This is a genomic window from Luteibacter sp. 329MFSha (assembly GCF_900111665.1).
GTDB lineage: Bacteria > Pseudomonadota > Gammaproteobacteria > Xanthomonadales > Rhodanobacteraceae > Luteibacter.
This window is the reverse complement of record NZ_FOJE01000002.1, coordinates 414523-427630: the sequence shown is the minus strand read 5'-3', so window position 1 is coordinate 427630 and position 13108 is coordinate 414523. Positions and strand designations below refer to the sequence as shown.

Here is a 13108-nt window from a genome sequence, read left to right as displayed (position 1 = left end):
GGGCATATGACGGCCTCCGTAAAGGAGGCACTTTGACTGGCGATAGGCACAAAATGGGAACCACCCCGCCGGAAACCCGGGTGTCGCGGATGCTGGCGCGCCAGCGCGCGATCACCGGCAACATCAACGACTGCCCCGTGCGCGACGTCCTCGATGTCATCGGAGGCCGGTGGAGCACGCTCCTGCTCATGGCGCTGGCGGAACGCCCCTACCGCTTCGGCGAGCTGCGCCGCCTCGTGCCCGATATCTCACAGCGCATGCTCACGCAGACGCTGCACGAACTGCAGCGCGAGGGATACGTCCATCGCGAAGTCTTCCCGACGCGACCGCCCAGCGTCGAATACAGCATGACGGACCTCGGACGTTCGATCTTCGAACCGATCCGCGGACTGCTCGACTGGGCCGAACGCCACGTCGATGCCGTACGTGAGGCGCGGCGCGCGTTCGACGAGGAGCACGCGGCTTAGCCGTTCCGGTTCACATCCCGGCGGGCGCCTCCCAGAGCTCGACCTTGTTGCCCTCCGGATCGATGACCCAGCCGAACTTGCCGAACTCGCCGTCGTCGGTGCGATCGAGCACATTGCAGCCTCCGTCGCGGAGCGCCTGCATCAGCGTCGCCAAGTCGTCGACCCGGTAATTGATCACGAAGGCCGGCTGGCCTGGTGGGAAGTTCTCCTCTCCCTGGGCGCCGATCGACCAGATCGTCGTGCCGCCCTTCGGCTCTCCGTTCTCATCGGTCCAGCGGAACGCCGCGCCACCCCATGGGAGGACGTCGACACCCAGATGCTTCACGTACCAGCCGCGCAGGGCGACCGGGTCCTTCGCGCTGAAGAATATGCCGCCGATACCTGTGACACGTGCCATGGCTGCCTCCGGTTCGATAAGTCCCAGGGCCGCACTATGCACCGTCGCCGCGCGGGCCGCTTCACCGATGTGAAGACACGGGACCTTCGTCATGTAGCGCGGGCGCTTCGCCAAGGTAATAATCAGTAAGTGCTTACGCACAACGACGATCCCGCTACCGCACCGTTACCGTTCAATGTCCAGGCAACTCGTACGTCGCGCCAGACTCCAGCGCGTTCTGCACTACCTCACCGCATCCGGCATCGACACCTACGATGCCCAGGCACGCCACCTCGGGAACGCCATCGGTGGCCATCGCCTCGAGGCGATGGCCACGGGGAGTTACATCAACACGTGGTTCGCGCGCTGTGTCGAGCACAGCATGGGCCTCACGCGCGGCTGGATGGACCAGCCCGACGACGAGGTCACATGCGCCGCCGACGATGGGGACGAGACGGCCGCCTGACGCACCGTGGACGTGAAGCGCGACGCAAGTTCGTTCGCGCGCGCGCCCAGCCGACGGGAATTACCGCGCAGACGGCTTCCGCTTCGCCTTGCTTTCCCTGTTCGTCGCGATCGCCTCGCGGACCAGCGCGACGAACGCATTCTCGTCGATCGCATCGCCTTCGGCGATATCGATCGCCCGGCGCATGTTGCCATCCAGGCTCGCGTTGAAGAGCTTCGTCGGGTCGGGAAGCGACGCGCCCTTCGCGAAGGTCAGCTTGATCTTGGCCTTGTAGGACTCGCCAGTGCAGATGATGCCGTCGCGCGACCAGACCGGCGTACCCATCCACTTCCACTCCTCGACGACCGCGGGATCCGCCTGGAGGATGAGGCCACGCATGCGCGCGAGCGTCTCGCCCCGCCAGTCGCCGAGCGACGCGATGCGTTCGTCGATAAGCGTGGACGCCGATGCGCCACCGGCCGTCTTCGTCGTCGCCATGAGTCCTACCCTCTCTTGTCGGGGACGATTCTTCTACCAGTAACGCATTGCCGCAACCAAGGGAGGAGCACGGCGCGTCGCCGCTTTCAGGCGCCTGAAGCGAACCGAACGCCCTCGGCCGCCACGAATTCGGTGAGTCGCTTCACGCGCACCGGTGTGAGGCGCCCGAAGGCATGCAGCGCATGCAAGGGAAGCGACGGCAGGGACTGCGCAGGGAGGAGGCGGACGAGTCGACCGGCGTCGATATCGGCCTGGACGGTGCATGCCATCAGGTAGCCCACGCCGACGCCCTGGATGGCGGCCTCGCGCAACGCGACCCCCGTGTCCACGCCCACGGGTCCGCGCGGTACGAAGGTCGACCCGTCGTCGAACGTCAGTGGATACGAGCGCCCCCTCATGAGGTAACGCACGAAAGGAAGCTCCCTGAGCTCATCGACCGTCGATGGCGTGCCATGCGTCGCAAGCAGGGTCGGGGACGCGACGAGCGCCATGTCGAGCTGCGCGAGCAGGCGGGAGCGCAGGTCGCTCTCGGCGGGATGCCCGACACGGAACACCACGTCGAAGCCTTCGCCGACCACGTCGACGGGGCGGTCGACGAGCACCATGTCGAGTTCGAGCCCAGGATGCGCGGCGACGAAGCGTGTCGCCAGCGGCTGCATGAGCAATCGCCCGAGATCGCTCGGCATGCTTACGCGAAGCCGCCCGCGCGCCTCGCCCTCCGGACGGATGGCGTCGGCGGAGTCGTCGAGGTCGCGCAGCAAGGGCGCCACCCGGTTGAAGAACACGAGGCCATCGGGCGTGAGGTCCAGCTGCCGTGTCGATCGACGGAACAGCCGGACGCCGAGTTCGGCTTCCAGGCGCGCGATGCTTTTCGAAACCGCGGACGGCGTCGTCCCGGTGATACGCGAGGCCGCGCTGAACGATCCGGCTTCGACGGAGCGCACGAACGCGACGAGATTGGCGGCCTGATGAAGTAGGTGGGACATCTGGGAGTTCCTGGCACAAATGAAGTGCCCGCGAGCTGGCTACCGGCCCCGCGGATGCGCCGCATATCGTGGCGATCATCATCGTAACGAGGCATTCCCATGAATCGCTTGGACGGTAAGATCGCCCTGATCACCGGCGGAAACAGCGGCATCGGCCTGGCAGCGGCGCGCCTCTTCGCGCGCGAAGGCGCGCAGGTGATCGTGACCGCACGCCGAAAGGACGCGTTGGACGAGGCGGTCGCCGTGATCGGCCACGGCGCCCTCGGCATCGTCGGCGACGTCGCGGACCTCGCGCATCACGCGCAGGTCGCGAGCACCGTTCGCGAGCGCTTCGGCACGCTCGACGTGTACATGGCCAACGCTGGAATCATCACCATCCAGCCCTCGGCAGACGTGACGCCCGAGGGATACGATGCCCAGTTCGGCGTGAACACGCGCGGGTTTTCTTCGGTGTCCAGGCGATCGCACCCGTGATGCGCGACGGCGGCAGCATCATCCTCACCAGCTCGCTCGCCGCGACGCGCACGCTCGACGGCCATGCCGTCTATGCGGGCAGCAAGGCGGCGATCGCGGCGTTCGCCCGTCACTGGACGATGGAGTTCCGCGCTCGGCGGCTCCGTGTGAACGTACTCAGCCCTGGCCCGGTGGATACCGCCATCCTTGACAAGCTCGGGGTGGCGGACGCCGATCGTCCGGCGTTCCTCGATGCGGTGACCGCGCAGATTCCCGCGGGCCGCATGGGTACGCCGGACGAACTGGCGGAGGCGGCGTTGTTCCTTGCCTCGGACGCCAGCGCGTTCGTCAACGGCACCGAGTTGCATGCGGACGGAGGCATGACGGCGGCCTGACACGGAATCGCGACGACGTGTGGGAGGCGCGTCGGCGAATCAGAAGGCCGCGGCGATCGACGCCACGGGCTTGCGCAGGATCGTCTCGTTGAAGACCAGCTGGAGCCGGCCGTCACGCACCTTGCGGATAGCGATGTCGTGCTCGGTCAGGCGCTCGCGCAGACCCGTGGCGACGTTGTCGTCCAACCGGAGGAACACGATGTTGCTGCCGTCGACGACCCGTTCGACGGTCACGCCGGGCTTCTTCGCGAGTCGTGCGAGCAGGTCGTCCGCCGCCGCATGCACACGTGCGAAGCGCGCTTCAAAACCATCGAGTGTCGCCGAGGCGAGGATCGCCGCGGTCCAGCCGTGATAGAGCGCGCCACCGAACACGTGGCGCGCCTGCCGCGCCTTCTCGACGAAGGCCTTCTCGCCCGCGAGAATCGCGCCGAACGGCGCGCCGAGATATTTGTAGAGCGACACGTACACCGAGTCGAACGGACCGCAATAGCTGCGCAGATCGAATCCCGGCAGGCCGCACATGAGCAACAGCCGCGCTCCGTCAAGGTGCATGCGCGCACCTTTTCCATGCGCCAACGCCGCGATCCTGGCGATCGTCTCCTGCTTCACGGTGGCGCCATCGAGGCGCCGTACCGGACTCTCGATGGACACCGCGCCCACGTCCACCGGAAAGGGATCCTCGCCGCTGCGTGCGAAGGCCGCCAGCATCCCGTCGTACAAACCTTCCGAGACGCCGCCGGCGACGGGCACGGGATTGATCGAGCTCATGACGGCGACGGCATCGGATTCGTCACGGTAGACGTGGCTCTCTTCCTGCAGCAACACGCGCGAGCGCCCGGCGCAATGCAGCCGGATCGCGATTTGGTTCGCCATCGTGCCGCTCGGCATGAACGCGGCGTCCTCCTTGCCGAGCATCCGCGCGAACTGCTGCTCCAGCGCGCCGGTGGCGCCCTCGGCGAGGTAGAGGTCGCCAATGTCCTCCCTGCCCTTCATCGCGGCCAGAAGCCGGGCGGGAAGCTGCGCCGGCCGGGAGGGCACGTTGTCGCCGAGGAAGGAGACGATACGGTCGGGCGGTATGTCCTCGATGGTGCGCGCCGCGGCGAGCGCCGCCATCGGCAACCCGAGGCCGGCGAGGGAAAGGGCACCCAGCGGCGCGGCCTGCATGAACTGTCGACGACTGACCATCCGTTTCTCCCCGTTCGCGGCATGAAGGCCTGCTGCCCCAAGGGTCGCACGCCCCGGCGCGACCGCGCCAACGGGCCGTCCCTGCACGCCCGCCCCGCAGGCACTAGAATGCCGCCCCCGCCGCCGTCCGACTCCCGCCGCTCATGCACATCGTCGTCAACGAAGATCTCAAGGCCTACATCGACCCGCTCACGCCGGACGAGTACGAGTCGCTGGAGCGCAGCCTGCTCACCGAGGGCTGCCGCGACGCGCTCGTGCTCTGGGGCGACACGCTCGTCGACGGGCACAACCGTTACGGCATCTGCCGCAAGCACGACATCCCCTTCCGCACGGTGCAGAACGAGCGGTTCCAATCGATCGAAGACGTGCATCTGTGGATGATCGAACAGCACCTGGGCCGACGCAGCGTCTCGGACTTCCAGCGCGGCGTGCTGGCCCTGCGCAAGCGCGAGATCCTCGCGGAACGCCGTGCGAAGCTCGCCGAAGCGGAGGCCGAGGGACGCGAGGTCGCCCCGGACGTACCGTTCGACACCACGGGTGCCCAGCCCGCCTCCGGCAAGGCCCGCCCGAATCCGGCCGAGAGCCGCAAGGACGTCGCGCGCGAGGCCCGGATCAGCAGCAACCAGGTCGGCATGATCGAGAAGATCCGCAAGGAAGCCGCTCCCGAGGTGGTCGCCGCCGTGAAGTCCGGCACCCTCTCGATCAGCGCGGCCGCCGCCGTCGCCAGCCTGCCCGAGGAGGAGCAACGCGCCGCCGCCACCGCCGGGGACGCCGAGCTGAAGGAAGCGGCCAAGCGGGTCCGGGAGTCGAAGCGCAAGCCGCGCGAGAAGCCGACCGACGAGGTGAAGGCCTTGCGCGAGCAGATCGCCGACCTCGAGGCGGAGAACCGCAACCTGCGCCGCGAGATCGACGCCCTGCGTGCGCGCCTGGGCGAACCGGTGACCGAGGACGCGGACGAGGCGCTGGCGGAGTAAGGTGTCGGTGGGGCGGGAACTCCGGCGGCCTGCCAGCGTTCCAAGCCCCGGTACACCGGACGCGGCCTCGAGCGTTCGTAGGCCTGAACCGGAGCGTTTCCCATGAAAGCCATCCTCGCCCTCGCCGCCACGTCCCTGCTCGCCACGGCCGCGGTGGCCCAACAGCAGAAGCCGCTCAACCTCAACCTGCCGCCGGACTTCACGCCGACGCCGGTCGCCGCCAGCAGCGCGCCGGCACCGGCGTCGACCAGCGCGACCCCCGGCGCACCGGGCAAGGAAAGCGTGGCGGTCACCCGGTCGCGGCCTCTCGACCCGCCCGGCACGTACTACGGCGACACCAGCGGCCGGATGGCGGGCGCCGATGTCGCGGACGACACCCCGGACTGCGACGACGCCACGTACAACAAGCCGCAGGTGCATGGCAGCGTGAGCACCGGCGTGGTCAGCGCCAGCCACGGTTACGGCGGCAGCTACCAGGCCGGCACGGTCAACCTGAGCCAGGCGTTCGGCAGCTGCGACCACCCGAAGGGCGGCGTGAGCATCTCGATCGGTGGCGGGCAGGACAACTTCGGCCGCGGGCGCGGCCGCTGGTAACGCACCGGGTGTAGGATCGGCGGGTCGCCCGGACGAGCACCCGCCATGCCCCAATCCAGCGCACTTTCCCAGCGCGGCCAGTTCCGCGCGATGTACAAGGGACTGAAGGACGAACGACGCCTCGATCGCACGCCGGTCATCTTCTGCGAAGGCGATTCCTGGTTTTCCACGCCGCTGGCGATGAACCTGCTCGACTGGATCGTGTCCCCCGCACCGGAGGACGAAGAACGCGGCGTGCCGCAGTTCGGACAGGGCGGACTGTTCTTTCGCGTCGAGCGCAGCGGCGATCAAGCCGCACCTCAACGCGAGCACCCGGATCGCTCGATGTTCACGCAGGAGAACCTCGACGACCTGCTCGGGTGGTTCACGAAGTTCGACTTCGACGCGGTGCTGCTCAGCGCCGGCGGCAACGACTTCGTCGACACATGGCTGGGGAACGCGCTCAAGGGCCGCAGCGGCCTCACGCCGCAGGAAGCCTTCGAAGCGATCGAGGCCACCGGCCGCTTCGACCAGGTACGCGACGCCTACGCGTTCTTCGTCGGCGCGTTCCATCGCGCGCGGCCCGACGTGCCCTTCCTCGCCCACACGTACGACTATCCCCGCCTCATCGGCAGCCGGGCGGAGTTCGGATTGCGCAACCTCGGCGTCGCCGCGCTGCTGAAGAAGTCCATCGGTCCGTGGATCGGGCCGAACATCCGCCAGGCGCTCGGCGACGACATCGTCAAGGGACGCGCGTTCGCGCGGCTGCTGATCGACGGCTTCGTCGACCAGGTGCTGGAGCCGCTGAAGAACGATCCGCGGCTGCACGGCCGGTTCGACTACGTCGACCTGCGCGGACTGTTGCCCGACGATGCCGACTGGAACGACGAGATGCATCCGACCGAGGCGGGCTTTCACCGGCTGGCCGGCGTGTTCCGCGGCCGCCTGATCCAGAAGCTACCCGCCGCGAAATCCGGCGCGGAACACGACGATCCGGTCGTCGGCTGACGGATCGGCATCGTCGCTGCGCAGCCATGGCATGCGTGCGAGCGTGCGCGTGCAGGGCCCCAGCGTGACGACGCACAAAGGACGCTCGCGCGCCTGCCGTTCGATGCCGGCGATCACGTCGCGCAATACGGTTCCGATGAAGGGCGTGAACAGATAGAACACGGTCGCCGCCGAAAGATCGGCATCGCGCGCGTCGCCCGTGGCGAGATGCACGTCGGCCAGTCCCAGCGACCGCGCGGCGTCCATCGCGCGCTCGACGTACGCCGGCTCCCGTTCGACGCCCAGCGTGCGCGCGCCGGTGAGCACGTTGACGAGGATCGGCACGTGGCCCAGCCCGGCACCGAGGTCCATGACCACGTCGTCGCGCGCGATGCGCGCACGCGCGATGCCGTCGACGATGTGGCGCGCCGGACTCGGCTGGTAGAAGACCATCTCGCGCGGCGGCGACGGCTGGGCGACGTCCGGCTCCTCGAGCGCGAGGACGCCGGCGAGCACGTGGTCGAGCACGTCGTAATGCTGTCCGGTCGGCACCCCCACGTCCAGCCACGGCGCGAAGGCCGCGCGGCCTTCGCCGCGGCGGATCGCGTCGCGCATCGTTTCGAAACCGATCGCGTCGATGGATGCCATCGCATCGATCAGCGCCACGGCGCGCGACACGAGCGCCGGATCGTGCGCGCCGATCAGGAGCAGCTCGAGACGATCCGCCGCGTCCGCGCGGAAACGAAACGACGAGGGATCGCGCCAGGCGGGCTCGTGTTCGAGGAGTGCGATGGCCGAGGCGAGGGAATCCATGCGGACATTATCGCCGACAGGCGTCGTCGTTCGGCGGGACGGCGCCGGGGCGAAACGTGCCCTGCGTCCTTGAGTACGCAAGGACCGTGTGGAATGCTCGGGCATCGCCGTCGACAGGAACCACCGGATGAAGCACGCCTCCCGCCGTCTCGCCGCCGCCATCGCGACCTTCGTCAGCCTCCCCGCCCTCGCCGCGCCGCCGCTGGCCACGCTCGTGTTCCGCGACGGCGGTCGTCCGGTGCTCAGCATCACCGATCCGCATGGCGCGGCGCTGGTGGATGAGACCCTCGGCCTGCGCACCACCGACGCCGACCTGACGCACGACCTTCGCCTCATCGGCACGACGCAGCGCCAGCTCACCGAGCGTTACCGGATGACGGTCGGCAAGAAGCTCGATCGCACCGCCAACCTCTCCGAGACGCGCTATGCCCTGCAGAACGCGAAGGGCCAGAAGCTCGACGTCGTCGTGCGTATCGGCAACGACGGCGTCGCGTTCCGTTACGAACTGCCAGGCGCGACACGCGCGACGGTGACGGGCGAGGCGACGTCGTTCGCCGTGCCCGCGAGCGCGCCGGCCTGGCTGCTGCCCTACAGCCCAGAGTACGAGAAGGAACGCTTCCAGACGACGGCCGGTGGCGCGGCGCCCGGGCAGTACGGCTATCCGTCGCTGTTCCGCATCGGCGACAGCTACGTGTTGCTCACCGAAGCGAACGCGGACGGCCGCTACGACGGCAGCCGCCTCACGCATGCCGCGAACACCGGAGACTACGCGCTCACGCTCGCCGACACGAGCGTGCAAAGCACCGGCGTCACGCCATGGCGCACGGCGATCATCGGCGACCTCGCGACCGTGACGGAGTCGACCCTCGTCGACGACCTGGCCGATCCCGCGAAGTTTTCGGACACGTCGTGGATCCGGCCCGGCAAGGTGGCCTGGTCGTGGCTGAGCGAGCACGCGAGCCCGTCGGATGCGACGCGCCAGCGAGCGTATGTCGACTTCGCGGCGAAGAACCGCATTCCCTACGTGCTGGTGGACGAAGGCTGGAAGGATGCATGGGTACCGGACCTCGTGCGCTACGCGAACGCGAAGCACGTCGACATCCTCCTCTGGTACCACTGGTCGAAGCTCGACACGCCCGCCAGGCGCATGGCCGAACTGACGAAGGTGAAGGGCTGGGGCGTGAAGGGCGTGAAGGTCGACTTCATGGAGTCGGATTCGCAGGCGCGTTACCGCTGGTACGACGAAACGCTCGCCGACACCGCGAAACTTCAGCTGATGCTGAACTTCCACGGCGCCACCATCCCGCACGGTCTTCAGCGCACCTGGCCGCACCTGATGACGATGGAGGGCGTGCGCGGCGCGGAGAACGATCCGCCGGTCGTAGGTAACACCATTCAGCCCTTCACGCGCAATGTCGTGGGTTCGATGGATTACACGCCGGTCGCGTTCGACGCGGGACGCAAGGAAGCCTCGATCGCCCACGAAGTGGCGCTGCCCATCGTGTTCGAGTCCGGGTGGACGCACTTCGCGGACCGTCCGGAAGCCTACGAGGCCCGGCCACAGGCGCTCGCTTTCCTCGACCAGATTCCCACCGTCTGGGACGAGACGAAGTTGCTCGGCGGCACGCCGGGGCAGGATGCGATCTTCGCCCGCCGCAGCGGCGACCGCTGGTACATCGGCGCGATCGCGGCAGGCGCGCCGCGCCGGCTCACCGTGCCGCTCGCGTCGCTGGGCGTCGGTCCCTGGCACGCCGACATCGTGCGTGACGGCGCCGGTCGCGGCGATGTCGTGCACACGCGGCAGAACGTCACGGCCGACGGTTCGCTGTCGTTCGACGTGCCGGTCAACGGAGGCTTCGCGGCGATCCTGTGCCCCATGGCGAAGGGACAGTTCGAGAACGGGTGCTATCGCTGACGCACGCTCCGCCACCACCGCCGAAGCGGCGTGTGGTGGCCCGGGAACGCGCGGACGAGAGGGATGCGCACCGCGATCTCCGTGCCGCCGTCGATCCGCGAAGCGATCGACGGGACGCCGCCCGCCGCGAGGGCGCGCTCGCGGATGCCGCGTAGTCCCCAGTGCCCCGAGCGTCCGTCGCGCAGCACGATCTCGTCGATACCGCGACCATCGTCGCGGACGCTGAGCAGCAGGTCGTTGCCCTCGACGCGCAACGCGACCTCGATGCGGGAGGCGTTCGCGTGGGTGATCGCGTTGTGCACGGCTTCCCTCGCGATGCCGTAGAGCTCGTCGCGCACCAATCCGTCGAGGTGACGCAGGTCGGCGGTCACGTCGACCACGACGGGAACGGTGTGCTCGGTCGCGAAAGCGGCCGCCATGTCGCGTAACGCCACATCGAGACGGCCCGAATAGCTCCCGTGGGCGCGCAGGTCGCGCACGCGGTCGCGCGCCTCGACCATCGCCTCGTCCGCACGGTCCAGCGCCCGCTCCATCGCCACGCGCAGCGGATCGCCGGGCGGGACGCGGTTGGCGATCGCCTGGAAGCGCATGGCGAGCCCCTGGACGCTTTGCAGCAAGGTGTCGTGCAGGTCGCGTGCGATGCGCTCGCGCTCCGCGTGCCGTTCGTGCAGGCGTTCGCGCAACTGGGCGGAGATCCGCCGGAGACGGACGAAGAACGCGGCCCAGATCAGCAGCGCCGTCACCGCCGCGCAGAACAGGTAGAACCAGGGCATCTGGTAGAACGCGCGCGCCACGGTGATGCCGACGGACGCCCCCGCCTCGTTCGTCACGCCATCCTCGTTCGACGCGATCACACGGAACACGTAACGACCTGGCGGCGGGTCGGTATAGACCGCCTCGCGTTCGTCGCCTGCGTCACGCCAGCGCGTGTCGAGCCCTTCCATGCGATAGCGGAAGCGCACCCGCTCCGGCATCGTCAGGCTGGTGGCCGTGAACGCGATGCGCAGCCGCTCCGTTCGCGCGGGTAGCCGTGTCTCCGCGTCCGCCGGCCAGGTGCCCATGTCCGTGCCGACGGTGCGCACGAAGACCGAGGGCGCGAGCGCGTTGCGCGGCACGTCCGCCGGATCGATCGACACGATACCGCTGGTGGTCGCGAACCACAGGCGCCCGTCGTCGGCGACGACCGCCGTCGGCAGCGGGCGGAACTGCGCGGGCGTGCCGGGAAGGCCGTCGAGGGAATCGAACACCTGTACCGGCGGCCGATACTCGGCCTCCGCGAGCGCGCGTGCCATGTCCGCCCCGGCGATACGGACGACGCCCTGCGCGGCGCTCGCCCAGAAATCGCCGCGGCGGTCGCGCACCAGGCCGGAGACCCCGCGCAACGGTTCGCCGCGCGTCACGATCATGTGGGCGCGGTCGCCGATGATCGCGCCGACGCCCAGTTCGCCGCCTACCCACATGGCTTCGCCATCTTCCAGGAGGGCGGTGACGTTACCGACGGACAGGCCCTCGCGAAGTCCGACGACCGTGTCCTTCGCGCCGTCGCGGATCAGCACCGTGTTCCGGGCGAACCCCATCCACAATCGCTCGCGACGGTCGCGAGCGAGGACGAGCGGCGCCGGATCGTTGGCGAACGTCGCGAGGGGATCGTGAGTCCAGTGGCCGTCACTGAAGTGATAGATGCCCGGCCGGTTCAACGAGACGAAGGCGCCGCCGTGACCGTCGCCGACCACCGCCTGCACGCCCGAATAGTCGGGGTACGGCAGCGCGGCGACCGGCTCGGGCGCGCCGTCGCGAAGCTTCCATAGCCCGTTGGGTCCGCCGAGCCACGTGCCGTCGACGCCGCGGCTCGCCGCGGTGATCGCCTGGGTGAGCCGCGACGGGGTAATGCCTTCGAGCCCGAGATAGCTCAAGGGGTGGTTCTTCGTGCCGACCCAGACGCCCTTCGACGCTGCCGCGACCATGGCGAAGTCGGTCGCACCGGGCAGTTGCGCGGCGGGCAGCAGGCGGCTGACGCGGAAGCGGTCGAGGCCGCGGCTACCGCCGAACCAGAGGTTGCCCTCGCGATCCTGCAGCACCGCGCTGGTGTAGTCGGAGCTCATGCCGTCGCGCTCCACGAAGCGCTGGGCATCGGTATCGTCGGGGCCGAGGACCTTCGCGGCGAGTTCGTGGACACGGGGAACGCGACGGATCCCGTTGCCGAGCGTCGGCATCCACAGGGCCCCGTCGCGATCGAAGAGCAGGCCTGCCGACGCGATCCGCAACACGGGCCCCGCCGTGGCGGGATCGCCCGTCGCTGTCCAGACGGGGCGCACGCCGCCGTCCGCTTCGGCGACCCAGATGGCCCCGTCGGGCGCTTCGGCGATCCGGTTGATGCGTCCCACGTCGCGTGACGCGATCTGGAAACGCGTCCCGCCGCGGGGCAGCCACGCGAGGACGTCCTCCGTGGCGACCCACAGCCGGCCCTGACGGTCGACGGCGAGGTTGCGCGCCCGCGTACCGGGAAGGCCGAGCGCCGTCCCAACCGCCGTCCATCGCCCATGATCGAAACGCGCCAGGCCGTTGAACGTCGCCGCCCAGATCGTGCCGTCGGGTGTCCCGGCTATCGCATACACCGTGCCCGATGGAAGGCCGGACCCCGCCGTGAAGTGCGTCGCCCGGTCGCCTTTCACGAAGCTCGCCACGCCATAACGGAAACCGATCCACAGCCCGCCCGAGGGCGGCGCGTAGAGCGCGGCGACGCTCGACGCGAGGAAGTCGCCGCCTTCACGCGGCCGGTAACGCTCGAAGTGGACGCCGTCGAAGCGGTAAAGGCCCGTCTGCGTGCCCAGCCAGAGATAGCCGTCCGCCGTCTGCGCGAGCGCGGTCACCTGACCGGGCGCGCCTTCGCGCACCGTCCATGCGGTGTGGTAGTACTGGCCGATGTCGCGGTCGCGGTTGTCCATCGCCCACGCGCCGGCGGCGAACACGATCCAGCCGCACAGCGTCCAGAGCCATCTCCACGGCGATGTCGCGACTGGCCGCCGCATGGCCCCTACCCC

The 13108-nt window shown here is 69.0% G+C and carries 14 protein-coding genes; 8 read left to right on the top strand and 6 right to left on the bottom strand.

The window, feature by feature from the left end:
- The first annotated feature begins 53 nt into the window (after positions 1–53).
- Positions 54–467, top strand: a complete 414-nt coding sequence (locus BMW54_RS13175) for a winged helix-turn-helix transcriptional regulator (RefSeq protein ID WP_090056712.1) — start codon at positions 54–56, stop codon at positions 465–467.
- A 10-nt stretch (positions 468–477) separates the two neighbouring features.
- Here BMW54_RS13175 and BMW54_RS13170 read toward each other — a convergent pair whose 3' ends face one another.
- The gene (locus tag BMW54_RS13170; RefSeq protein WP_090056710.1) at positions 478–864 is read right to left on the bottom strand and encodes a VOC family protein; all 387 of its coding nucleotides are present in this window, start codon (positions 862–864) and stop codon (positions 478–480) included.
- Between the two features lie 175 nt (positions 865–1039).
- On the opposite strand from BMW54_RS13170, the gene BMW54_RS13165 reads away from it, so the two are divergent.
- Positions 1040–1309: a hypothetical protein gene (locus tag BMW54_RS13165; protein ID WP_090056708.1), complete on the top strand. Its 270-nt coding sequence runs from the start codon at positions 1040–1042 to the stop codon at positions 1307–1309.
- 60 nt (positions 1310–1369) lie between these two features.
- Here BMW54_RS13165 and BMW54_RS13160 read toward each other — a convergent pair whose 3' ends face one another.
- The gene (locus tag BMW54_RS13160; RefSeq protein ID WP_090056706.1) at positions 1370–1786 is read right to left on the bottom strand and encodes a DUF1801 domain-containing protein; all 417 of its coding nucleotides are present in this window, start codon (positions 1784–1786) and stop codon (positions 1370–1372) included.
- A gap of 86 nt (positions 1787–1872) precedes the next feature.
- A complete protein-coding gene (locus tag BMW54_RS13155) occupies positions 1873–2772 on the bottom strand; it encodes a LysR family transcriptional regulator (protein WP_090056704.1) in 900 nt (299 codons plus the stop codon).
- A gap of 99 nt (positions 2773–2871) precedes the next feature.
- Here BMW54_RS13155 and BMW54_RS19055 point away from each other — a divergent pair, with 99 nt between their 5' ends.
- On the top strand, positions 2872–3246 hold the full coding sequence (locus BMW54_RS19055; RefSeq protein ID WP_254779330.1) for an SDR family NAD(P)-dependent oxidoreductase: 375 nt from the start codon (positions 2872–2874) through the stop codon (positions 3244–3246).
- Entirely contained in the window at positions 3246–3620 is a 375-nt protein-coding gene (locus BMW54_RS19050) for an SDR family oxidoreductase (RefSeq protein WP_254779362.1), read from the top strand. The genes BMW54_RS19055 and BMW54_RS19050 overlap by 1 nt, the downstream gene beginning before the upstream one ends.
- A 39-nt stretch (positions 3621–3659) precedes the next feature.
- On the opposite strand, the gene BMW54_RS13145 is transcribed toward BMW54_RS19050, so the two are convergent.
- Positions 3660–4805 carry a threonine aldolase family protein gene (locus tag BMW54_RS13145; protein ID WP_090056701.1) on the bottom strand — a complete coding sequence of 382 codons (1146 nt, stop codon included), beginning with the start codon at positions 4803–4805 and terminating at the stop codon, positions 3660–3662.
- A 143-nt stretch (positions 4806–4948) separates the two neighbouring features.
- Between BMW54_RS13145 and BMW54_RS13140 the strand changes: the two genes are divergently transcribed.
- The 3 genes from BMW54_RS13140 (at position 4949) to BMW54_RS13130 (ending at position 7360) form a co-directional block, all read left to right on the top strand.
- Positions 4949–5779 (top strand): ParB N-terminal domain-containing protein, encoded by an 831-nt coding sequence (locus BMW54_RS13140; protein ID WP_090056699.1) that lies wholly within the window; start codon positions 4949–4951, stop codon positions 5777–5779.
- A gap of 102 nt (positions 5780–5881) precedes the next feature.
- Positions 5882–6373, top strand: a complete 492-nt coding sequence (locus BMW54_RS13135; RefSeq protein WP_090056697.1) for a hypothetical protein — start codon at positions 5882–5884, stop codon at positions 6371–6373.
- A gap of 45 nt (positions 6374–6418) precedes the next feature.
- Complete coding sequence (locus tag BMW54_RS13130; protein ID WP_090056695.1) at positions 6419–7360, top strand: hypothetical protein; 942 nt, start codon at positions 6419–6421, stop codon at positions 7358–7360.
- On the opposite strand, the gene BMW54_RS13125 is transcribed toward BMW54_RS13130, so the two are convergent.
- Positions 7310–8152 (bottom strand): hypothetical protein, encoded by an 843-nt coding sequence (locus BMW54_RS13125; RefSeq protein ID WP_090056693.1) that lies wholly within the window; start codon positions 8150–8152, stop codon positions 7310–7312. The genes BMW54_RS13130 and BMW54_RS13125 overlap by 51 nt on opposite strands.
- Positions 8153–8279: 127 nt before the next feature.
- Here BMW54_RS13125 and BMW54_RS13120 point away from each other — a divergent pair, with 127 nt between their 5' ends.
- Entirely contained in the window at positions 8280–10067 is a 1788-nt protein-coding gene (locus BMW54_RS13120) for a glycoside hydrolase family 97 protein (protein WP_090056691.1), read from the top strand.
- On the opposite strand, the gene BMW54_RS13115 is transcribed toward BMW54_RS13120, so the two are convergent.
- On the bottom strand, positions 10058–13096 hold the full coding sequence (locus BMW54_RS13115; protein WP_090056688.1) for a sensor histidine kinase: 3039 nt from the start codon (positions 13094–13096) through the stop codon (positions 10058–10060). The two genes, BMW54_RS13120 and BMW54_RS13115, sit on opposite strands and share 10 nt — an antisense overlap.
- Between the last annotated feature and the right edge of the window lie 12 nt (positions 13097–13108).